Source organism: Kutzneria sp. NPDC051319 (genome assembly GCF_040682195.1).
Taxonomy (GTDB): Bacteria; Actinomycetota; Actinomycetes; order Mycobacteriales; family Pseudonocardiaceae; genus Kutzneria.
On record NZ_JBFBAM010000046.1, the window covers coordinates 1 to 22,443 of the forward strand.

The following is a 22,443-nucleotide window of genomic DNA, read 5'->3' on the forward strand; positions in this document are numbered from 1 at the left end:
CACACGCAGGCGGCTGCCGGTGTTGCTGGTGTGATCAAGATGGTGTTGGCGATGCGGCATGGTGTGTTGCCGAGGACGTTGCATGTCGACACGCCGTCCTCGCACATCGACTGGTCCGCCGGCAATGTGTCGCTGTTGACGGAGAACGTTGCCTGGACGGTGGATCGGGTCCGCCGGGCCGGTGTGTCGTCGTTCGGGGTCAGCGGGACGAATGCCCATGTGATCCTGGAGCAGGCCGACGAGGAGCCGGCCGGTGAGACGGAAGCTCAGTTCGATGCGCCGGTCGTGCCGTGGGTCCTGTCCGGGAAGACGCCGGAGGCGTTGACCGCGCAGGCGGAGCGGCTGGCGTCTCTTGTGGACGGACATCAGGCCTCGCAGGTGGATGTGGGCTTCTCGCTCGCCACCACCCGCGCGGCGCTGGACCACCGTGCCGTTGTGCTGGCCGCTGATCGAGATGGGGCGCTGGACGGCGTCCGGGCGCTCGCCGATGGATCGGCGTCGCCGGCGGTGGTTCGTGGTGCCGTGACGGGCGGACGGCTGGCCGTGATCTTCACCGGTCAGGGCAGCCAGCGGGTCGGTATGGGCCGCCGGCTGTACGAGCAGTTCCCGATGTACGCCAAGGCGTTTGACGAGGTGTGCGCCGAACTCGACCCGCTGCTGGGCCGGTCGCTGCGCGACGTGGTGTTCGGCGAGAAGGGCGAGCTTGACCAGACCGCGTTCACCCAGCCGGCCCTGTTCGCCGTCGAGGTGGCGCTGTTCCGGCTGGTGGAGTCGTTCGGCGTGCGCCCGGACTTCGTGGCCGGGCACTCGGTCGGCGAGATCGCGGCGGTCCATGTCGCCGGGGTTCTCGGCCTGGCCGACGCCGCGCGACTCGTGGCGGCCCGTGGCGGCCTGATGCAGGCGCTGCCCGCGGGTGGTGCGATGGTCGCGGTCCGCGCGACGGAGGACGAGGTGACCCCGCTGCTCACGGCCGGTGTCGGCATCGCCGCCGTCAACGGCCCGGACGCGGTGGTCGTCTCCGGGGACGAGGACGAGGTTCTCGCGCTCGCCACGAGCATGGAGGCGTCGGGGCGCAAGACGAAGCGCCTTGAGGTCTCGCACGCGTTCCATTCCCCGCTGATGGACGGGGTGCTGGCCGACCTCCGTGCCGTCGCGTCCGGTCTGTCGTACGGGCCGCCGAGCCTCACGATGGTCTCCACACTGTCGGTCGGGGCCGCGCCGACGAACGCCGACTACTGGGCCGACCACGCCCGCCGCCCGGTGCGTTTCCTGGACGCGGTGAGGGAACTGCGGCGTCGAGGCGCCACGACCTTCCTCGAACTGGGGCCGGCCGGCGTCCTGACGGCGATGGGGCCGGACTGCGTCGAGGACGCGGCGTTCGTCTCCGCCCTGCGCGCGAAGCAGGACGAAGCGGAGACCCTGTTGACGGCACTGGCGGAACTGCACGTGCGGGGCGCCGCCGTCGACTGGGCCCCCTTGTGGGCCGGCGCGAAGCGGATCACCCTGCCGACCTACGCGTTCCAGCGCCACCGGTTCTGGCTGGAGCAAGGAGCGTCGCACTCCCCGCTGCTGGACCACGTGGTCCCGATGGCCGACGACCGCGGCGTCCTGTGCACCGGCCGGCTGTCCGTGAGCTCCCAGCCGTGGTTGTCCGACCACGTCGTGGCCGGACAGGTCCTGGTTCCCGGCACGGCTTTCGTCGAGCTGGCGGCCAGCGCCGGCGACGCCATCGGCTGGTCCGTGGTCGACGAGCTGGTGATCGAGGCGCCTCTGCCACTGTCCGAGCGGGACGGCGTGGACCTCCAGGTCGTGGTGGGGGAACAGGACACTCTCGGCCGCCGGCCGGTGACCGTCTTCTCCCGTGCCGAGCCCGAGGTGCCCTGGGAGCGGCACGCGACCGGCTGGCTCGCCGAGAAGGCCGAACCGCCCCTGTTCGACCTCGTGGCCTGGCCGCCGGACGCCGAACCCGTTGATGTCAGCGACTTCTACTCCGACCGCGCCGCGGCCGGATACGAGTACGGCCCGTCCTTTCAAGGCCTGCACGCGATGTGGCGGCGCGGCGACGAGACGTTCGCCGAGGTGGAAGTGCCGGTGGGCGACGGCTTCCGGTTGCATCCGGCGCTGTTCGACGCGGCGCTGCACGCGACGACGGGAGACCAGCCGCGGCTGCCGTTCGCGTGGAAGTCGGTGCGGGTGCACGCTTCCGGCGCGACTCGCCTGCGGGTGCGGGTGTCGTCCAACGGACCCGACGACGTGACGCTGGAACTCGCCGACCACATGGGCCGGCCGGTGGCCGAGGTCGGGTCGCTCGTGTCCCGCGCCGTCGACGGCGGCCGCGCCCCGGCCAGGAACGTGTACCGGATCGACTGGGTGAAGGCCGCGGAATCCAGTGTGGCGCAGGGGAACCCGGTGGTTCTGGACCTGCGGGGCTCGGACGACGCGCGGACGCTGGTCGGCCGCGCCGTCGACGAACTGCGGACCTTCCTCGCGGGACCGTCCGCGCTGGTCGTGGCCACCGCGGATGAGGACACGCCGGCCGCCCACGCCGTTCGGGCGGTGGTCCGCTCCGCTCAGGCCGAGCACCCGGACCGGATCGTGCTGATGTCGCTGGCCGCCGACGAGGACGGTGCAGCGGCCGCCAGGCGGGCGGTCGGCGTGGGCGAGCCCGAAGTGGCGGTGCGCGGCGGCGAGCTGTTCGTGCCGAGGCTGACCCGAGCCGTCGCCCCCGGCGGCAGCCTTGATCCCGAAGGCACGGTCCTGATCACCGGTGGCACGGGCGCGCTGGGCGCTCTCGTCGCCCGGCATGCCGTGACTCGCCATGGAGTTCGGCATCTCGTGCTGGCCAGCCGGCGTGGACTTGCCGCCACGGGTGCCCGCGACCTGGTCGAGGAGCTGACCGCACTGGGCGCGCGGGTCGACGTGACCGCCTGCGATGTCACCGACCGGGCGGCGTTGGCGGACCTGGTTGCCGGTGTCGGCTCGTCGCTGCGGGCCGTCGTGCACACCGCCGGCGTGCTCGACGACTGCGTGCTCACCAACCTGACCGGTGAGCGGGTCGATGCCGTGTTCGGTCCCAAGGCCGACGCCGCATGGCACCTGCACGAGCTCACCGCCGGCTTGGACCTCGGTGCCTTCGTGCTGTTCTCCTCGGTCGCCGGGGTGTTCGGCGGCCCTGGACAGGCGAACTACGCGGCGGCCAACGGCTTCCTCGACGGTCTGGCCGCGCAGCGCCGAGCCGCCGGGCTGCCGGCGGTGTCGCTGGCCTGGGGGCTGTGGGCGCAGGCCGGCGGCATGGCCGGCGACCTGGGGGAGGGTGATCTCGACCGAGTGGCCCGCAGCGGCGTGCTCGCGCTGTCCGAAGCCGAAGGCATGGCGGCGTTCGACGCCGCGCTCGCCGGCGAGCAGGCGGTGCTGGTGCCCGTCAAACTCGCCCACACCGCGACCGGGCCGGTGCGACCGCTGTTGAGCTCGGTGCTGCGGCCGGCCCGGCAGACGGTCCGCCCGGCCGCGGTCCGCCCGGCCGACCCGCTCCCGGAGCGGCTGGCCCGGATGTCCGAAGTGGACCGTCGGGAGGCGCTGGTGGCGCTGGTGCGGGAGAACGCGGCGGCCGTGCTCGGCCACGGCGACGTCGCGATGATCCCGCCGGACCAGGTGTTCCGCGACCTGGGCTTCGACTCGCTGACCGCGGTCGAACTGCGCAACCGGCTCAGCGAGGGCACCGCCGTCCGGCTGGAGGCGACCCTGGTGTTCGACCACCCGACTCCGCTGGCGCTGGCCCGGCACCTGGAGACGCAGCTGTTCGGCGCGTCCGGCGACCCCCGTGAGGTGCGGCTGCGGCGGCTGCTGGCCACCGTGCCGATCACCCGCCTGTCCGAGGCCGGGCTGCTCGACCCGCTGCTGCGGCTGGCCGAAACCGACCATGCCCCGGCCGCGGCGCCGACGGAAGGGCCGACCGCCGACGAGTCGGAACTGATCGTGTCGATGGACGCCGACGACCTCGTGGCCCGCGCGCTGCGCGGCGTCGCGAGCTGAGGGGAGAAGGCAAGCATGACTGTGTCCAGCGACAAGCTGGTCGAGGCGTTACGCGCCGCGCTGCTCGACAACGAACGGCTGCAGCAGGACAACCAGCGCCTGACGGCGATGACGACCGAGCCGATCGCCATCGTGTCCATGGCCTGCCGGCTGCCCGGCGGTGTCACCACGCCGGAACAGCTGTGGCGGCTGGTCGCCGACGGCGTCGACGCACTCGAGCCGTTCCCGACCGATCGCGGCTGGGACCCGGACATCGTCGACCCGACGCCCGACACGCCGGGCAAGACCTATGTGGGCGAAGGGGGATTCCTCCGCGACGCCGCCGGATTCGATCCGGAGTTCTTCGGCATCCCACGCCGCGAGGCGCTGGCCATGGACCCCCAGCAACGGCTGCTGCTGGAGGTGTCGTGGGAGGCGTTCGAACGGGCCGGCCTCGACCCGACCTCGTTGCGCGGCAGCGACACCGGCGTGTTCTTCGGGTCGATGTACCAGGACTACGCCACGAATCTGACGAGCGTTCCCGAAGGGGTGGACACCTTCCTCGGGGTGGGCAACTCCGGCAGCGTGCTGTCCGGCCGCGTGTCGTACACGCTGGGGCTGGAGGGCCCGGCGGTCAGCCTGGACACCGCCTGCTCGTCGTCGTTGGTGGCGCTGCACTTCGCCACGCAGGCGCTGCGCAACGGCGACTGCTCGCTGGCCCTGGCCGGTGGTGTCGCGGTGATGGCGACTCCGTCCACCTTCGTGGAGTTCGCCCGCCAGCGCGCGCTGGCCGTCGACGGGCGCTGCAAGTCCTTCGCGGACGCGGCCGACGGCACGGGATGGTCCGAGGGCGTCGCCCTGGTGCTGCTGGAGCGGCTCTCGGACGCACGTCGCAACGGGCACGAGGTGTTGGCGGTCGTCCGTGGCTCGGCGGTGAACCAGGACGGCGCGTCGAACGGCCTGACCGCCCCGAGCGGCCCCGCGCAGCAACGGGTGATTCGGTCGGCGCTGGCCTCGGCCGGTCTGTCGGCGAGGGATGTCGATGTGGTGGAGGCGCATGGGACCGGGACCACGTTGGGTGATCCGATCGAGGCGCAGGCGTTGTTGGCCACGTACGGCCAGGACCGCGATGCGCCCTTGTGGCTGGGGTCGGTGAAGTCCAACATCGGCCACACGCAGGCCGCCGCCGGCGCCGCCAGCTTGATCAAGATGGTGCTGGCGATCCAGCACGGCGTGCTGCCGAAGACGCTGCACGTGGACGCGCCGTCCAGCAAGGTGGACTGGTCGACGGGCAAGGTCTCGCTGCTGACGGAGTCCCTTCCCTGGATGGTGGATCGGGTCCGTCGGGCCGGTGTGTCGTCGTTCGGGGTGAGTGGCACCAACGCGCACGTGATCGTGGAGCAGGCGCCCGAGATCCCCGCCGAGCCTCGCGTCACGCCGAACGCCACCGTCCCCCTCGTCCTGTCGGCGAAGAGCCCGGAGTCGTTGCGGGGCCAGGCTGAGCGGCTCGTGGCGCTGCTCGACAACGGTGACGACAACCTCGTCGACGTCGCCTTCTCCCTGCTGACCGCCAGGCCGAGCTGGAACCACCGTGCCGTGATCGTGGCGGCGGACCGGGCCGAGGCCGTCGCCGGGGCCGGCGCGCTGGCCCGCGGGGAATCGGCCGCCAACCTGATCACCGGACGCGCGGCGGCCGGCAAGCTCGCCGTCCTGTTCTCGGGGCAGGGCAGCCAGCGGGCGCAGATGGGGCGCGGCCTGCACGCGACGTATCCCGTGTTCGCGCAGGCGTTCGACGAGGCATGCCTGGCGTTGGACAAGGCGCTGCACGGGCATGTCGACCGGCCGGTGGCCGATGTCGTGTTCGATGACGACCCGACCGACCTCAACCGCACCATCCACACCCAGCCCGCCCTGTTCGCGATCGAGGTGGCGCTTTTCCGGCTGGTGGAGTCCTGGGGCATTCGGCCGGACTTCGTCGCGGGCCACTCGATCGGCGAGATCGCCGCCGCGCACGTGGCCGGCGTGCTCGACCTGCCCGCCGCCGCGACGCTCGTCGCCGCACGGGCCCGGCTCATGCAGGGGCTGCCGACCACCGGCGGCGCGATGATCGCGGTGCAGGCCGGTGAGGACGAGGTGACCCCGCTGCTCACGCCGCGGGTCAGCATCGCCGGCCTCAACGGCCCGACCTCGATCGTCGTCTCCGGCGACGAACAGGACGCGCTTGCCGTCGCCGAGCACTTCTCCTCGTTGGGGCGCAAGACAAAGCGGCTGGCGGTGTCGCACGCCGGGCACTCGCCACGGATGGACGACATGATGGCGGAGTTCGCGGAGGCCCTCGCCGACGTGCGGTTCGACGAGCCCTCGCTGCCGGTCGTGTCGAACGTGACCGGACGGCTCACCGAGACCGGGGAGCTGCGCTCGCCGGACTACTGGGTGCGGCACGTGCGGCTGCCGGTCCGATTCCTCGACGGCATCCGCACGCTGGAGGAGCGGGGCGTCACGACGTTCCTCGAACTGGGCCCGAGCGGCGTGCTCACCGGTATGGTGCCGCACTGCCTCACCGGCGACCCGACGGCCACCGCCGCCGTCCCGGTGCTGCGTGGGGCCGACACGGAGGTGGCCGACGTGGTCGGCGCACTCGGCCGGCTGCACGCGCGGGCCGTCGCCGTCGACTGGGGCCGGTTCTTCGCGCCGAGCGGGCCGCGCCCGGTGGCGCTGCCGTCCTATTCCTTTGACCACAAGCGATTCTGGCTGGTTTCCGGAGGTAATGCGATGGAGGTGACACACGCCGTGTCATCAGATGAGGGTCAGTCGGAGTCGCTGGCCGACCGGCTGGCCGGGCTGTCCGCGGACGAGCAGAACAAGGTGCTGTCCGAACTCGTGATCACCGAGACGGCGATCGCGCTGGGCGAGGCGGCCACCGCCGAGGTCGGGCCGGACAGCCCGTTCTTCGAGATCGGCTTCAACTCGCTGAGCGCGGTCGAGCTGCGCAACCGATTCTGCGAGCTGACCGGGCTGACGCTGACCCCGATGCTGCTGTTCGACCACCCGACCCCGGCGATGCTGGTTGACCACCTGCGCGCCGTGCTCGCACTGTGACCGATCGACAACTGGAGCGAACCGTGTTCGACATCGACAAGTACCTGGCCAAGATCGGTCACACCGGCGGCACCGAGCCGAACCTGGCCACGCTGCGCGAGATCCAGCGCCGCCACCTGATGATGATCCCCTTCGACAACTCGGTGAACGCCGGCGAGGACCGCGGCCTTTCGCTGTGGGACGACGTCGACATCGATGTGGACCGGATCTTCCAGGAGATCGTGATCGAGGGCCGTGGCGGCGTCTGCTACGAGCTCAACGGGCTCATGCGACACCTGCTCACCGGGCTCGGCTACGAGTACGGGATCCTGGCCGGCGCGGTGCGCCAGGTCGACGGCGGCTTCGGCCCCGACCTGGAGCACATCTTCGGCTGCGTCCGCCTCGACGGCGAGCTGTGGCTGGTCGACGTGGGCATCGCCGGCCCGCACTACATCGAGCCGCTGCGGATCACCGAGGAGGTCCAGGAGCAACACGGCGTGCAGTACCGGATGGAGGAGCGGGACGGCTACACCGTGGTCCTGCGCAAGCCCGCGACCGGCGACTGGCTGCCGATCTACCGGTTCCACCGGGAGTTCCGCGACATCACCGACTGGCACAACCCCGACCCCAAGCTGGTCGAGTTCCCGCCGGACCTGATCGCGGTCGGCACCTTCATCCGCAGCCGTGGCACCGAGAACGGCCAGATCGTGCTGATCGGCCGCCGCCTGCTGCGGGTGGCGGACGGCGCCGAGACCGTGAAGGTCGTGGTCGACTCGGGCCAGCTCGAGCAGACCGTGCGCGACATCCTGCACCCGGTCGGCTGAACGCATGCTGGACGTGCTGATCGTCGGCTACGGGCCGGTCGGCCAGGTCACCGCGATCCTGCTGGCGCAGCGGGGCTGGTCGGTGACGGTGGTGGAGAAGTGGCCGGAGCCGTTCACCATGCCGAGGGCCGTCTCGTTCGACGGCGAGTCGGCCCGGGTGCTGGCGGCCGCCGGTGTCGGCGACCACATCGCGCGGTTCGGCGAGCCGTCGCGGGACTACGTGTGGCGCAACGCCGCCGGCGACACGCTGCTGCGGGTCGACGTCGCCGAGCACGGTCCCTGCGGCTGGCCGGACTCGACGTCGATGTACCAGCCGGGGCTGGAGGACCGGCTGGCCGAACGGGGCGCCCGGCAACCGGGGCTGCGCGTGCTGCGCGGCTACCGGGTGGAGTCGGTGACCGATCACGGCGACCGCGTCGAGGTGGAGGCGGTGGGGGAGAACACCCTGCGGCTGACCGCGAAGTGGGTGATCGGCTGCGACGGGGCGAACAGCTTCGTGCGCGAGCGGATGGGGGTCGGCGTCACCGACCTCGACTTCGCCAGCGACTGGCTCACGTGTGACGTCGTGCCGCACGAACCTCGGGAGTTCAGCCCGAACAACCTCCAGATCTGCGACCCGGCCCGGCCGAGCACCGCGGTGTCGGCCGGGCCGGGCCATCGGCGCTGGGAGTTCATGCGGCTGCCGGGTGAGGACCTGGAGGAGTTCAACCGGATCGAGACGGCGTGGCGGCTGCTCGCGCCGTTCGACATGACGCCGGACAACGCGACCGTCCAGCGGCACTCGGTGTACCGGTTCCAGGCCCGCTTCGCCGACCAGTGGCGCGTGGGCCGGCTGCTGCTGGCCGGCGACTCCGCGCACCTGATGCCGCCGTTCGCCGGGCAGGGCATGTGCTCCGGGTTCCGGGACGCGGTCAACCTCGCCTGGAAGCTGGACCTGGTGCTGGCCAACCAGGCGGACGTGGCGCTGCTGGACACCTACACCGACGAACGGCGGGCGCACGTCCGGCACGCCATCGACATGTCGGTGAACCTGGGCAAGGTCATCTGCCAGCCGGACGCGAAGGCGGCGGCCGACCGAGACCTGGTCATGATCGCCACCCGCAAGCGCAACGAGGGCAGGCCGCAGCAGCAGTCGGCGGTCTACCACCCGCTCACCACCGGCCTGCTGGCCGAGGGCACGGCCGCCGCCGGCACGCTGGTGCCGCAGGGCCGGATCGAGCGGGACGGCCGGACGGGGCTGCTCGACGACATCGTCGGGCACCGCTTCGTGCTGCTGGTGGCCGACGATCCCCGACGGCTGCTCACCGAGGAGGCCTCGGCCTACCTGCGGGACCTCGACGCCGAGGTGGTCCATGTGGTTCCGGCCGGGACCAGGGGCGGCGTGGTGGACGTCGACGGCGTCTATCTGTCCTTTCTGGACAAGGTGAAGGCCGTGGGAGTGTTGGTGCGGCCGGACTTCTACGCTTTCGGCGGCGCGAGCGACGGCATCGTGCTCAGCGAGCTGGTGACGATCCGACTGCGCGGGCTGCTCTCGCCGGTGGCGCTGCTGAGCTGACCGGGAACGCGAAAAACGCCGGTGACCACTGGGGTCACCGGCGTTTCGCGTCGACGGCCGGGCCGGTCCAGGAGGGGAAGCGGGACCGTTGATCCTGAGGGGTCAGGACGGGATGCCCTCTGCCGTCGAAGGCTCTTCGGCGGCCGGCGGCGGACCGGCCATCATCGGGGTGTTGCGCAGCACCGTGGCTGCGACCACGATGCCCAGCACGACAACGCAGGCCGAGACCAGGAAGGCCAGGTGGAAGCCGCCGTTGAGGGCGTCGAGCTGTGAGGATCCGGTCGCGGTCAGGTCCTCGGTGCGGCCGCTGGCCAGCGCGGCGAAGATCGCGAGGCCCAGCGCGCCGCCGATCTGGCCGGACGTGCCGGCCACGCCGGAGGCCAGGCCGGCGTCGGTCGGCGTGGCGACGGACATCGCCATCGCCATCACGGCCGGCATGGTCAGGCCGGCGCCCGCGCCGAGCAGCACCGCCATCGGCAGCACGTCCACCAGGTAGTTGGCCTGGACCGGGGCCCGGGCGGCCAACAGCAGCGCGAGGGTGATGAGCGCGAGACCGGTCAGCAGCGCGGTGCGCGGCCCGAACTTCATGGTGAACCGGGTCGACAGTCCCAGCGAGACCACGGCCAGCGTCAGGGCCAGCGGCAGGAACGCGAGGCTCGCCTCGATCGGCTTGTAGCCCAACACTTCCTGGAGATACAGCGTGCCGAGGAAGTTGAAGCCGAACAGGCCGGCGACCAACAGCAGCTGCACGATGTTGGCGCCGGTGAGGTTGCGGGACTGGAACAGGGTCGGCGGCACCAGCGGCTTGGCCGCGGTGGCCTGCCGGACCACGAAGCCGGCCAGCAGCAGCGCGGCCACGGCGCCGAGGCCGAGGGTGGGCAGCGAGACCCAGCCGTAGATCGGCACCTCGACGATGGTGTAGACGCCCAGCATCAGGCCGGCGGTGACCAGGATCGAGCCGGGGATGTCGACGCCCTCGGACAGACCGAGTCCCTTGTCCCCCTTGACCAGCGGCACGGCGAACAGCGAGGCCGCGATGCCGATGGGCACGTTGATGAAGAAGACCCAGTGCCAGTTGATGCCCTGGGTGAGCACGCCGCCGGCGAGCACGCCGAGCGAGCCACCGGCCGCGCCGACGAAGCTGAACGCGGCGATGGCCTTGCCCAGCTCGCGGGGATCGGTGAACAGCGTGATCACGATGCCCATCACCACCGCGGCCGCCATGGCGGCGCCCGCGCCCTGCAGGAAGCGCCCGGCGACCAGCATCACCTGGGACGTGGACACCCCGCACAGCAGGGAGGACAGCGTGAACACCACGAGCCCGGCGATGAACATGCGCTTGCGGCTGATCAGGTCGCCGAGGCGGCCGGACAGCAGCAGCAGGCCGCCGAAGGCGATCGTGTAGGCGTTGGTGATCCAACCGAGGCCGGACTGGGTGAAGCCGAGCTCCGACTGGATCGACGGCAGGGCGACGTTCACGATGCTCGTGTCGATGATCACCATCAGCTGCACGGAGCACAGGACGCCGAACGCGAGCCAGCGCGCCCGGCTGGTCGTGGGCAGGGTCGTTGACATGCGGTGGCCTCCAAGGGTTCCTGTCCTCGGAAGCTACCGTAGCAGATGATCTATTTCTAGATGATCTGGTTCGGACTTATTTTGCCGACGGGCGGCGGGGCGGCCGCTCGCACGGCACCAGGCTGGCCAGCCGGTCGTTGACCAGCGTGATCAGCGCGCCGGTGAACGCCTCGCGCTGGCGGGCCGGCAGCGAGGACAGCACGTCGTCCTGGATGCGTTCGACGATCTCGTTGGCCGCGGCGATCACCTCGAGGCCCTTGGCCGTCACGTGGATGATGCGGGCCCGCCGGTCGGTGGCCGACGGGCGGCGCTCGGCCAGGCCGGCCTTCTCCAGCTCGTCCATCGTGACGACCATGGTCGTCTTGTCCAGGCCGCACATGTCGGCCAGTTCCCGCTGGGTGCGGGTGCCGTCCAGCGCCTTGTAGAGGACGCAGTGCGCACGCGGCGTGATGCCCAGATCGGCGAGGCCCGCGGTCTGCTCGGTGGCCAACGCGTGGCTGGCCCACGACAGCAGAAACATCAGGTCGGTCTCGGGAGCTGCGGTCTTGGTGCGGGGCATGGGCCCCATGCTACCCGCGGGAAGGTCCGGAGCGGATAGTCCTCGACCGGATGATCCCGCTGGTAGACGAGTTGGCGGCCATCGCCGCGGCGATGGCCGTGCCCGGTTGAGGGCGTACATAGGGGTTGGCCGGTCACTGGTTCGTCGATAGCGTCCACATGAGATCGAACTCGTGTGTCATTCGCCGAATTCCGCGCGTCGCACCGCGCTGGCCTACGAATGGATGAAAGCCATGGGCTACCATGTTCTGTTGTTGACAATTCCGGCGAATGGGCACGTGTTCCCGACGTTGGCGTTGGCGTCGGAACTGGTTCGGAGGGGGCATCGCGTCACCTATCCGACCATGGGTGGATTCGTGTCGAGGGCCGAGTCCGTCGGCGCGACGGTGCTGCCCTACGACTCGGTGGATCCGGTTTCGGTGGTCGGCGGTGAGAACTCGGGCCAGGCGCCGCTGCTGTTCCTGAAGGAAAGCCTGGCCCTGATCGACGCGGCCGCCACGAAGCTGTCCGACGACGTGCCGGACGTCGTCGTGTACGACAATGCGACGCTGCAGGCGGGTCGGGTGCTTTCCCGCCGTTTCGACCGGCCGGGAATCCAGCTGTACCCGGTGTTCGCGTCCAACGAGCACTATTCCTTCGTCATGGCGATGATGAAGGCGGCCGGCCCGGTGGACCTGGCGACCCCGGCGATGGCCGAGTTCGGCGGGCTGCTGGCCGGAATGATCGCCGAGAACGGGTTCGACGAGGACATCCCCACTTTCATGGGGCATGTCGAGGATCTCAACGTGGTGCTGGTGCCCCGGGCGTTCCAGCCGGCGGGGGACACCTTCGACCAGCGCTTCGCGTTCGTCGGACCGTGTCTGGCCGACCGCAGCTTCTTGGGCGAGTGGCAGCCGCCGGCCAGCGGCCTGCCGGTGGCGCTGGTGTCGCTGGGCACCGTGAACAACCGCAACGAGAGCTTCTTCCGCGCCACCATCGACGCGTTCGCCGGTCTCGACTGGCACGCCGTCATCTCCGTAGGTAACGGCATCGACCCGGCCGCACTCGGCCAACTGCCGGACAACGTGGAGGTGCACCGCTGGCTCCAACACCTCGACGTGCTCGAACACGCCGGCATGGCCATCACCCACGCCGGCATGGGCGGCGTGATGGAAGCGCTGCGGTTCGGCCGGCCGATGATCGCCGTGCCGCCGTTCCCCGACGTCATCCCCAACGGCGACCGGCTCGCCGACCTCGGGCTCGGCGTGGTGCTGCGGCCGGCCGACGTCACCGCGGAGACCATGCGCGCCGCAGTTCTGCAGGTGGCGGCCGATGCGGAGTTCACCGAGCGGGCGCAGCTGATGGCCGAGGAGATCCGGCGGGCCGGCGGCGCTGCCGAGGCCGCCACCCTGATCGAGAACCGACTCGCCTCGGCCTGAGCCACGACAAAGGGCCCCGCTCGTGCGGGGCCCTTTGTCGTGGCCGGGGTCAGACCGCCACGGCCCGGCGGGACAGGAACCACTCGGCGGTCTCACGCAGCCCGACGTGCAGCGGCCGCGGGCTCAGCCCGGTCACCTCCGTCATCCGGCGCACGTCGAGCTGGCGGCTGGAGGCGCCGGTCGGCCGGTCCAGGTCCAGCCGGATCCGCTCGGGGTGGCCGAGCACCTCGAACAGCGCCTTGGCCAGCTGGAGCACCGAGACCGGCTCGCTCGTGCCGATGTTCATCGTGGTGTGGGTTGTCTGCGCCATCATGCCCAGCGTGGCCCGCACCAGGTCCTGGACGTGGATGAACGTGCGGACCTGGCTGCCGTCGCCCCAGATCACCACCTCCTGGCCGGCCGCGATCCGGCTCATCATGGTCGGCACGACCCGGCCGGCGCCGCCGTCGAAGTTGTCGCGGGGGCCGTAGACGTTGGTCGGCCGCGGCACGTAGATGTTCATGCCGAACTGGACCCGGTGCAGGTCGGCCAGCACCTCGCCGAACGTCTTGGACAGGGCGTAGCCGTTGGGGGTGTACCGCATGTGCTTGCGGTAGTCGTCCTCCTCGTGCAGCAGCGCGTCGGTCTCGCCCTGGTAGACCTCCGCCGAGCTGAGCAGCGCCACCTCGGGCACGGCGAACTCCCGGGCGCAGTTCAGCACGTTCGAGGTGATCCGCAGATTCGTGTCCAGGATCTCCGCCGAGTGCTTCAGCTTGTACTCGGTGTTTCCGTCCAGCGCCGCGCAGTGGATGATCGCATCCACCCTTGGCGTCACGTAGCGACACGCTGCCCGCATTTCCGGCCCGTCGGTCAGATCGAGCTGGAGCAGTCGAAGATCGGGGCTCTCCGGCAGCTGCGCCAGCATGTCGGCTCGTTCCGTCCGGTACAGGCACACCACCCGAGCCCCGGCCGCGAGCAGTTCTTCCACGAAATGCGACCCGATGAATCCGAGTCCGCCCGTGACGAAGACGGTCTTGGCCGCCCATCGATTGTGTGACATCAGCAACTCGCTTCGGTCGACGCGAAACGGCAAACAGGGAAAACGGTAGTTTTGGGCCGTCGCGCCGGGTAACCCCTACCGTCCCCTCTGTGCCGTGCAATCGAATCCCGTCGCCGCGATTCCTTGGCGATTTCCCGTCGATGACCCTCGCGCCGGTATGCTCCGGCGCCCACGGCGGCAGGCCGCGGGCGCCGGAGCATTCAGCGTGTCGTTCGACTACGGGAACACGACGTGCCACGACTGCGACTGGCTGCCGTTGCAGCCGAACAGGATCAGCTGCTGACCGTACGGCGCGCCGGCGCCGCCGGGGATGTCGACGCAGAAGCCGGTGTTGGTGAAGCCGGTCCGCGACTCCAGGCTGCGGAAGCCGGTGGACGAGGTGTGGGTGTTGAATTCCTCGTTGCTGACGGTCCGGCAGTTGTTCAGGCCCATCGGGGCGCCGTTGCGCGGGGGCGGGGAGAAGGCGAACATGCAGAAGCCGGCGCCGTTCTTGTTGAGGAACTGCCAGATGTTCGTGTCGAACTGCCTGAGCTCCCAGCTCTGCGCGTCGCTGCCGTCGCACCGTGCCTCGACGACCGCGGTGTTGGCCGCGGCGACCGGCGCCGACATGCACTTGCTGGGGTCGCCGAAGTTGGAGATGGGATTGAACACGGCGGCGTGCGGCGCGGCCTGGGCGGCCGGCGTCGCCTGGGCGACCGCCGTTCCCGTGCCGGCGAGGGCGGCGGCCAGCGCGACCGCGCCAAGAACCATTCCGACGATTTTCCTGCGGAATTCCACGGTGGTTTTTCCCTTTCACTCCGGGGTTACGACGGTGAGTTGTCGTTCCGGGTGAAAACGCTACGGATTCGGCGGGCCGGCCGTATCGGGAGCGGTTCCCCATGTTGGACGGTCGGTTCCCCATGTTGGCCGTTGCCCATCGGCCTTTGCTGCCCGTGGCGGATCGCCGGGTCCACCGGGCAAAGCCCGGTGGCCGCGGATCGGCAATGACTCACGCCTTGGTCAGCCCGTCAGGTCGCGGCGGGCGACCTGGCCGGCGGCGGCGCGGTCGGGGACGCCGAGCTTGGCGAGGATGGCGGAGACGTGGTGGTCGACGGTCTTGGCGGAGATGCACAGGCGGCCGCCGATGCGGGCGTTGGTGTGGCCCTCGGCGATGAGGACGAGGACCTCGTGCTCACGGCGGGTGAGGCCGAGGGGGTGGGATCGGGTGGTGCCCCGAGGCCCGGCGGGGATGGTCCGCGCGCCCAGCCTGCGCAGCGCGCGGCGGGCCAGCGCGGCGGCGGCCCCGGCGCCGAGGCCGGTGAAGAGGGTGAAGGCCTGGCGAAGATGCTTGTCCTGACCGGAATCCAGCAGCGCCAGGCCGGCCTCGTAAGGACAGCCGAGTCGGGTCCATGTGGCCGCCGCGCGGGAAACGTCCCCGCTCAACAGGTCGAGGTGGGGTGCGGCGACGGCGGTGTCGATCGGTTGCTCGGAGCCGGTTCGGCGCAGCCACACGGCGACGGCGCCACGGTGCCAGGCGACGCAGGCGCCGGCCGTTCGGGCGGCCGACTCCGCTTCGGTGCGCGCGGCAAGGAGGTCGCCGGCGAGCCAGTGCGCCTCGGCCCGGGCGAGCCGGGTGAAGACGTGGAACGGCGGCTCGTCCTGGTCCTCGGCGATGGCAGCCGCCTCGTCCAGGCACTCCCAGACCGCTGCCTCGCCCCGCCGGGCCCGGATCACGCCCAGCCGCACCAAACCGCACAGCACGTTCACCGGCGACTGCTCACCGTGGTGGAGCAGCTCGTGCGTGGTGGTCACTGCCTCGTCCCACCGCCCGGTGCGCTCGAACAGATTGGCCAGCTCGCCGCGCAGGCGGATGGCGTAGGTGGCGAGACCGTGGTCGTCGCAGTACTCGATTCCCTCGGCGAGATAGTGCTCGGCCTCGGTGAACCGCCATTGCTCGACGGCGATCACGCACAGGTTGACGTACGCCCGCGCGGCCTGTTTCTGGTGTCGGCCGGCCAGGGCGGTGTACAGCGCCCGGCGCATCAGCGGCGTCCACTCCAGACCCCGGCCGGAGGCACTGCCGGCTTCGGTGTTCAGCGCGTCGCTGAGGACGTCGGTGACGCCGAACTGGACCGCGAGTTGCTGAGCCCGCCGGGCCAGGGCGGTCGCCGTGTCGTAGTCGGCCTGGAGCATGCGCTGATTGGCCAGCGTCGCGTACGCCCCGGCGAGTTCGACGGAGGGCCCGAGCGGTTCGAGCACGGACACGCTGGCCCGCGCCGCCGCGGCCGCTTCCAGGCCGCGGCACCGGCTCGACCTGATCCGTGACAGCCGGGCCAGCGCCGAACCCTCCCGCAACCGGTCGCCGGTCTCGCGCCACGACGACAGCGCCCGTTCCGCGGAGTCCTCGGCCATCGCCAAGCGGCCCAGCAGCGTCGCCTCGTCGGCCAGCTCCTCGCACAACTCGCCGCGTACGGCCAGATCGGCTCGGTCGGCGAACCGCAGCGCGCGCTCGAACTGGGCCGCCGCCTCATGATGGGAGCCCAGCCGTGCGGCCCGCCGAGCGGCGGCGGGGGCGTAGCGCAGCACCGCCTTCTCGTCCCCGCTCTCCTCGGCGTGGAAAGCCAGCCGGGCCTCGTCGGGGCAGTCATGCGCGCGCAACGCCGTCAGCAACTGCCGGTGAATGGCATGCGCGCGGTGCGCGGGAATGGCTTGGGCGACAGCGAGTCGTGCGATCTCGTGACGGAAGCGCAGCCACCGGCCGTCCGCCACCAACAGGCCGGAGGCCAGCAGTTCGTCCAGGGCAGCGGGGTCCGGGCCGAGCGTGGCGAGCAACGACACGTCGACCTTGACGCCGATGAGCGCGGCGACGTCCAGGCTGGCCCGCGCGTGGTCGCCGAGGCGTGCCGCCCGCGCGAGCACCACGTCCCGCGCCGACATCGGCACGCCGGTCTCCCCGGCCTGGAGCAATTCGGCCACGTAGAACGGATTTCCGCCGGTCAGCTCGAACAGCCGGTCCGCGGTGAAGCCGCTGTCCTCGGCCAGCACCCGCACCGAGTCGAGCGACAGCGGGGACAGCCGGATGCGCCGGGTCGAGGGCTGCGCGGCCAGGTCGCCGAGAGCCTGCCGCAGCGCCTCGCCGGCGGCCTCGTCGTCGCGGTAGGTGGCGATGACCAGCGCCGACGTGGTCCGAAGCCGCCGGCTCAGGAACCGGAGCAGGTCCAGCGTCGCCTCGTCGGCCCAGTGGATGTCCTCGATCACCACGACGTCCGGCGCGTCGAGCTGGCCCGCCAGTGCCCGGAAGAGGTCCTCGCGGTCGCCGCCGGTGGCGCAGCGCTGCCGCAGGTCGCCGCCGAGCTGGTCGGCCAGGTCGAACAGCGGCCCGAGCGGGCGAGGCACGAACAGCCCGTCACAGGCGCTCCAGGACCACCGGGCGCCCTCGGGATCCCGTCTCAGCATCTCCAACAGCGTCGACTTTCCCACGCCGGCCTCGCCCGCCAGCAGCACCAGCCGCCCGGCGCCCTGCGCGGCCTCGATCGCGTACTGGCGCAGCGCCGCCAGCGGCGGCTCCCTCTCCAGCAGCGGCGGTGCGAAATCGGACAACTGACCGCCGGAATCCACCGTCAGGTCGGTGACCATGCTCACCACGCGTTTTCCCCCTCGAGTGGTCTGTGCGAGCGGGCAAGCGTTCCCGCTCGCATCCGAGGAGTACGTCGACGGGTTACACCGGCGTCGGGGATCGGCGTGACGCTACGCTGCCGGTCAGGCACCGGTCTGTGGGGAGGTTGGCGTTGGATCACAGGGGAACGAATCTGCCCGCCGTCGGTGAGTACAACCAGACGGTCGTTCTCGACGCGATCCGCCGCCGCCCCGAGGGCATCACCCGGTCGGAGATCGCCGCCCTCACCGCGCTGAGCGTGATGACCGTGACCAAGGTCTGCCGCCGCCTGCTCGACGCGGGCCTGATCGACGAGCACGGCATGCGCACCGGTGGCCCCGGCAAGCCGGCGGCGGTCGTCAAGCTCAATCCGGCCGGCGGTTTCGCCGTCGGCGTGCACATCGACCCGGCCGCCGTCAGCTACGTGCTGGTCGACTTGTCCGGCGCGATCCGGGACCACTCGCGCACCGGCACGCCCACCGCCGGCGACGCGACTGCGGTCATCGAGGAGATGGCGACCGCGATCGACGCCCTCATCACGGGTTCCGCCGTCGATCGGTCCCGTGTGCTCGGGATCGGCATCGCCTCGCCCGGGCCGGTGACGGTGGACGACGGCGTGCTGCTGAACCCGCCGATGATGCCCAACTGGCGCCGGGTCGCCCTGCGCAGCGCGCTCGCCGAGGCCACCGGGCTGCCCGTGCTGCTGGAGAAGGACACGACCGCCACCGTGGTCGCCGAGCTCTGGTACGCCAGCCCCGGCACCCGCCGCGACTTCGCCTTCATGTACTACGGCACGGGTCTCGGCACCGGCTTGTCGTTGGCGGGAGAGGTCGTTCGCGGCGTCAGCGCCAATGCCGGCGACGCCGGCCACATCACCGTCGATCCCGACGGTCCCGTGTGCACCTGCGGCCGGCGGGGCTGCGTCGGCTACGTGACCGTGCCCCGTGTGCTGGTCGAACGCGCCGTGCGGGACGGTGTCCTGTCGCCGTCCGAGGTCGGCAACCTCGACGACATGTCCGATGTGGACGCCGCACTGCGCCGGTTGGCGAACCTCGCGCAGGACGGCCATCCCGCCGCCTCGGCCATCCTGGCCGACGTCTCCCGTGCCCTGGCCCGGGCCATCGTGGTCATCGTCAACCTGCTCGACATCGACGAGGTGGTCTTCGGCGGCCCGTTCTGGGCCAGCATCGCCCCCGTCGTCCTGGCCACCCTGTCGGACGAAGTCCATGCCGACCCCGCCCTCGTGTCGCCCGATCCCGTGCGGATCGTCGAGTCCGCGATTCCGGTGGATGTGGCTGCCGTCGGCGCCGCGACGCTGATGCTGGACAACACCTTCTCGCCGCGGCCGTCGGCGCTGCTGCTCACGGCGGAATGAGCCCGGCGCCGCTGTTCACGGTGGCGTGAGCACCTGACTACCCGCTGCTCACGGCCCCGAATTTGCCATAGCAACCGTTGCCGGTAATTACGATATATGGTTTAGTAACTCCCGTCGCGGGGGCCCGGTGCGCGAACCGTCGCCGAGCTTCTGCCACCCCAGGGCATCGCGACCCCTTGCCTGAGAACGTCAACGTCGACCCGGTTGGCGCCGCCCGCCAGCCGTTCTCCGTGAGGAAGACATGAGCATCAATCGCTTCGTGGGTGTGGCCGTCGCCGTGACCACCGCCGTCACCGTGCTCGCCGCCTGTGGGTCACCATCGTCCCCATCGGACAGTGCGGCGGCGGGCTCCTGCGCGCCGTCTCAGGGCAAGGTCACGCTGCAGTACTGGAACACCGTCTCGGGCATGGACCAGGTCGTCGACCTGTGGAACAAGAAGAACCCGAACATCCAGGTGCAGACCAAGAACATCGCCAACGACCAGTACGGCGCCATCGGCAACGCGATCAAGGCGGGCACCGCGCCCGACCTGGCCCAGGTCGGCTACGACGAACTGCCCGACCAGAGAACCCAGGGCGCGCTCGTGGACGCCTCGGCCTGCGCGGACGCCGTGGCGGCCAAGTCGAAGTTCGTGCCGTGGACCTGGTCGCAGAGCAGCTTCGGCGGCACGGGCGTGTTCGCGCTCCCGCAGGACACCGGCCCGATGGCCCTCTACGTGCGCAGCGACATCTTCAGCCAGCACGGCCTGTCGATCCCCAAGACCTGGGACGAGTACGCCGACGACGCGCAGAAGCTGCACGCCGCCGACCCCAACCTGACCATCACGTTCTTCGACCCGAACAACGCCGAGTGGTTCAACGGTCTGCTCTGGCAGGCCAAGGCCAAGATGTACAGCTACGCCGGCGACACCTGGCACGTGACGGTGGACTCCGCGCAGAGCAAGCAGGTCGCCGACTACTGGCAGAAGCTGGTCAACGCCAAGCTGGTCCGCACCGACCTGGCCAACACGTCCACGCCGATGTACGCGGCGTACGAGAAGAACCAGGTGGCCACCTACGTCGGCGCGGCGTGGGGCTACGGCAACTTCCGGGACAACCTGCCCGACCGGTCCGGCAAGTGGACGGTAGTGCCGATGCCGACGTGGAACGGCAGCGCGGCCTCCGGTGACTGGGGCGGCTCGACCGTGGCGTTCATGAAGGGCGGCCAGCACCTCTACGAGGCGGTCAAGTTCAACCTGTGGCTGAACAGCGACCCGGAGGCGCTCGCGCTGGAGAACAAGGTGGGCGGCCTGTACCCGGCCGCGACCGCCGGACTGCAGCTTCCCCAGCTGTCCCAAGGCGTTCCGTACTACAACAACGAGAAGATCTTCGACGTCTTCGCCGACTCCTCCAAGCAGGTCGACACCGACTTCACGTGGGGGCCGACGCAGAAGGCCGTGAACGTGGCGCTGCAGGACGCGATGGCCAAGGCCACTGCCGGCACCGGCACGCTCACCGACGCGTTGGCCACCGCCCAGTCGACGGCCCTGTCGTCGATGAAGGCGCAGGCAATCCCCGCCGTGGCAGGAAACTGACCCCGGTATGACTGACCTCGCCACCCGTGCGGCGCACGGAGTGACAGCAGCGGGAGGCCGTCGCCGTCGCGGCGCCGGCCGCCCGCGTGTTGTCACCGTCCTCGCGTTCGTGCTGCCGTTCTTCCTGCCGTTCGTGCTGTTCTACCTGGTGCCCGTCGCCTACGCGGTGTGGCAGAGCTTCCTGGTCGTCCGCCGCACCGGCGGCGCGTACGGCACCTCGTACACGACCTTCGGCGGACTCACCCAGTACACGCAGGCGTTCCAGGACAGCGCTTTCTGGGGCAGCATCGGCCGCATCGCGCTGTTCGGGATCGTGCAGGTGCCGGTCATGCTGTTCCTCGCGCTGGCCATGGCGTTGCTGCTGGACACGTCGCTGCTCAAGCTCAAGTCCTTCTTCCGCATCGCGGCGTTCATGCCCTACGCCGTGCCCGGTGTCATCGCCGCGATCATGTGGTCGTTCCTGTACTCGCCGCAGCTGAGCCCGGTCGTCGATCTGCTGCACCACCTTGGCCTGCAACCGGATTTCCTCGGCCCCGGCGCGGTGCTGTGGTCGACGGCGAACGTCTCCACGTGGCTGTGGACCGGCTACAACATGCTCATCATGTTCTCGGCGCTGCAGTCGATCCCGCCCGACCTCTACGAGGCCGCGCGGCTGGACGGCGCCGGCGACTGGGCGATCGCCTGGCGCATCAAGGTTCCGATCATCGCCCCGTCGATCGTGCTGACCACGGTGTTCTCCATCATCGGCACCCTCCAGCTCTACGCCGAACCGGCCGTGCTGCGGCAGATCTCGTCCAACATCTCCAGCACCTTCACGCCGAACATGCTGGCCTACGCGGTGGCCTCCGGGAACAACTACCAGCAGGCGGCGGCCATCTCCGTGATCCTCGCGGTGATCACGTTCGTGCTGAGCCTCGGGTTCATGCGGTTGACGTCGAGGAGGGCGGGCCTGTGAACACCCAACGGGAAAGCCTCGCCAGCCGCGCGGCGGTGATGGCCATCATGCTCGTGCTGGCCATCTACTTCCTGCTGCCGATCTACTTCCTGTTCGTCGCGGCCACCAAGCCGCAGGGCGACCTGGCCTCCACGTTCGGCCTGGCGTTCTCGCACTTCCGCCTGTTCGAGAACCTGGGCGACCTGTTCGCGGAGAGCAACGGCATCTACCTCCAGTGGGCCGTGAACAGCGTGATCTACGCGGTGCTCGGCGCCGGTGTCGGCACGCTGATCTCCGCGCTGTGCGGCTACGCCCTGGCCAAGTTTCGCTTCCGTGGCAGGGAGTTCCTGTTCTCCGTGATCCTTGGCGGGGTGCTCGTGCCCACCACGGCGTTGGCGCTGCCGCTGTTCCTGCTGTTCTCGGCGGCCGGTCTGGTCAACACCTATCTGGCCGTGTTCCTGCCGAGCATCGTCAGCCCGTTCGGGGTGTACCTGGCCCGGATCTTCGCCAGCGCGGCCGTGCCCGACGAGATCCTGGAGTCGGCGCGACTGGACGGGGCCGGCGAGCTGCGGACGTTCTTCTCGGTGTCGGTCCGGCTGATGACGCCCTCGCTGGTGACGATCTTCCTGTTCCAGTTCGTGGCCATCTGGAACAACTTCTTCCTGCCGATGGTGATGCTGCAGAAGGAGTCGCTGTTCCCGATCACGCTCGGCCTGTTCTCGTGGAACGGCCAGACCGTGCACATTCCCCACCTCCAGGAGCTGGTGATCGCCGGCGCGCTGGTCTCGGTCGTCCCGGTGATCGTCGTTTTCGTGCTCCTACAGAGATTCTGGCGTTCCGGGCTGGCCGTCGGGGCCGTCAAGTAGGAC

The 22,443-nt window shown here is 70.5% G+C and carries 14 protein-coding genes; 9 read left to right on the forward strand and 5 right to left on the reverse strand.

From position 1 onward, the window contains the following. The 4 genes from AB0M73_RS33170 to AB0M73_RS33185 form a co-directional block, all read left to right on the forward strand. Nucleotides 1-4,032 (forward strand): type I polyketide synthase (locus AB0M73_RS33170; RefSeq protein ID WP_363899085.1); only part of this gene is annotated, 4,032 nt, incomplete at its 5' end. A 21-nt stretch (nucleotides 4,033-4,053) separates the two neighbouring features. Then, entirely contained in the window at nucleotides 4,054-7,110 is a 3,057-nt protein-coding gene (locus AB0M73_RS33175) for a beta-ketoacyl synthase N-terminal-like domain-containing protein (RefSeq protein ID WP_363899255.1), read from the forward strand. 23 nt (nucleotides 7,111-7,133) lie between these two features. Continuing rightward, nucleotides 7,134-7,913, forward strand: a complete 780-nt coding sequence (locus tag AB0M73_RS33180; RefSeq protein WP_363899088.1) for an arylamine N-acetyltransferase — start codon at nucleotides 7,134-7,136, stop codon at nucleotides 7,911-7,913. Nucleotides 7,914-7,917: 4 nt separating this feature from the next. Continuing rightward, nucleotides 7,918-9,468, forward strand: a complete 1,551-nt coding sequence (locus tag AB0M73_RS33185) for a bifunctional 3-(3-hydroxy-phenyl)propionate/3-hydroxycinnamic acid hydroxylase (RefSeq protein ID WP_363899091.1) — start codon at nucleotides 7,918-7,920, stop codon at nucleotides 9,466-9,468. Nucleotides 9,469-9,570: 102 nt separating this feature from the next. Here AB0M73_RS33185 and AB0M73_RS33190 read toward each other — a convergent pair whose 3' ends face one another. Next, nucleotides 9,571-11,043: an MFS transporter gene (locus AB0M73_RS33190; protein WP_363899093.1), complete on the reverse strand. Its 1,473-nt coding sequence runs from the start codon at nucleotides 11,041-11,043 to the stop codon at nucleotides 9,571-9,573. Nucleotides 11,044-11,119: 76 nt separating this feature from the next. Continuing rightward, complete coding sequence (locus AB0M73_RS33195; protein ID WP_363899096.1) at nucleotides 11,120-11,602, reverse strand: MarR family transcriptional regulator; 483 nt, start codon at nucleotides 11,600-11,602, stop codon at nucleotides 11,120-11,122. Nucleotides 11,603-11,834: 232 nt separating this feature from the next. On the opposite strand from AB0M73_RS33195, the gene AB0M73_RS33200 reads away from it, so the two are divergent. Then, nucleotides 11,835-13,019, forward strand: coding sequence for a macrolide family glycosyltransferase (locus AB0M73_RS33200; protein WP_363899100.1), 1,185 nt, complete (start codon nucleotides 11,835-11,837; stop codon nucleotides 13,017-13,019). A gap of 49 nt (nucleotides 13,020-13,068) precedes the next feature. On the opposite strand, the gene AB0M73_RS33205 is transcribed toward AB0M73_RS33200, so the two are convergent. From AB0M73_RS33205 to AB0M73_RS33215, 3 genes are all read right to left on the reverse strand, one after another. Beyond that, nucleotides 13,069-14,058 (reverse strand): SDR family NAD(P)-dependent oxidoreductase, encoded by a 990-nt coding sequence (locus AB0M73_RS33205; protein WP_363899103.1) that lies wholly within the window; start codon nucleotides 14,056-14,058, stop codon nucleotides 13,069-13,071. A gap of 216 nt (nucleotides 14,059-14,274) precedes the next feature. Beyond that, nucleotides 14,275-14,808 carry a hypothetical protein gene (locus AB0M73_RS33210; protein ID WP_363899106.1) on the reverse strand — a complete coding sequence of 178 codons (534 nt, stop codon included), beginning with the start codon at nucleotides 14,806-14,808 and terminating at the stop codon, nucleotides 14,275-14,277. Nucleotides 14,809-15,057: 249 nt separating this feature from the next. Then, nucleotides 15,058-17,673 (reverse strand): AAA family ATPase, encoded by a 2,616-nt coding sequence (locus tag AB0M73_RS33215; protein ID WP_363899258.1) that lies wholly within the window; start codon nucleotides 17,671-17,673, stop codon nucleotides 15,058-15,060. Between the two features lie 152 nt (nucleotides 17,674-17,825). Here AB0M73_RS33215 and AB0M73_RS33220 point away from each other — a divergent pair, with 152 nt between their 5' ends. The 4 genes from AB0M73_RS33220 (at nucleotide 17,826) to AB0M73_RS33235 (ending at nucleotide 22,440) form a co-directional block, all read left to right on the forward strand. Next, on the forward strand, nucleotides 17,826-19,067 hold the full coding sequence (locus AB0M73_RS33220) for an ROK family transcriptional regulator (protein WP_363899109.1): 1,242 nt from the start codon (nucleotides 17,826-17,828) through the stop codon (nucleotides 19,065-19,067). Nucleotides 19,068-19,308: 241 nt separating this feature from the next. After that, on the forward strand, nucleotides 19,309-20,640 hold the full coding sequence (locus AB0M73_RS33225; protein WP_363899112.1) for a sugar ABC transporter substrate-binding protein: 1,332 nt from the start codon (nucleotides 19,309-19,311) through the stop codon (nucleotides 20,638-20,640). 7 nt (nucleotides 20,641-20,647) lie between these two features. Further along, on the forward strand, nucleotides 20,648-21,595 hold the full coding sequence (locus tag AB0M73_RS33230; RefSeq protein WP_363899115.1) for a sugar ABC transporter permease: 948 nt from the start codon (nucleotides 20,648-20,650) through the stop codon (nucleotides 21,593-21,595). A gap of 38 nt (nucleotides 21,596-21,633) precedes the next feature. Next, nucleotides 21,634-22,440, forward strand: coding sequence for a carbohydrate ABC transporter permease (locus AB0M73_RS33235; protein WP_363899261.1), 807 nt, complete (start codon nucleotides 21,634-21,636; stop codon nucleotides 22,438-22,440). The last annotated feature ends 3 nt before the right edge of the window (nucleotides 22,441-22,443 follow it).

Coding starts and splice junctions, on each gene's coding strand:
- AB0M73_RS33185 (WP_363899091.1), top strand. CDS start 7,918: ATGCTGGACGTGCTGATCGTCGGCTACGGGCCGGTCGGCCAGGTCACC.
- AB0M73_RS33190 (WP_363899093.1), bottom strand. CDS start 11,043: ATGTCAACGACCCTGCCCACGACCAGCCGGGCGCGCTGGCTCGCGTTC.
- AB0M73_RS33195 (WP_363899096.1), bottom strand. CDS start 11,602: ATGCCCCGCACCAAGACCGCAGCTCCCGAGACCGACCTGATGTTTCTG.
- AB0M73_RS33200 (WP_363899100.1), top strand. CDS start 11,835: ATGGGCTACCATGTTCTGTTGTTGACAATTCCGGCGAATGGGCACGTG.
- AB0M73_RS33205 (WP_363899103.1), bottom strand. CDS start 14,058: ATGTCACACAATCGATGGGCGGCCAAGACCGTCTTCGTCACGGGCGGA.
- AB0M73_RS33210 (WP_363899106.1), bottom strand. CDS start 14,808: ATGGTTCTTGGCGCGGTCGCGCTGGCCGCCGCCCTCGCCGGCACGGGA.
- AB0M73_RS33215 (WP_363899258.1), bottom strand. CDS start 17,673: ATGGTCACCGACCTGACGGTGGATTCCGGCGGTCAGTTGTCCGATTTC.
- AB0M73_RS33225 (WP_363899112.1), top strand. CDS start 19,309: ATGAGCATCAATCGCTTCGTGGGTGTGGCCGTCGCCGTGACCACCGCC.
- AB0M73_RS33230 (WP_363899115.1), top strand. CDS start 20,648: ATGACTGACCTCGCCACCCGTGCGGCGCACGGAGTGACAGCAGCGGGA.
- AB0M73_RS33235 (WP_363899261.1), top strand. CDS start 21,634: ATGGCCATCATGCTCGTGCTGGCCATCTACTTCCTGCTGCCGATCTAC.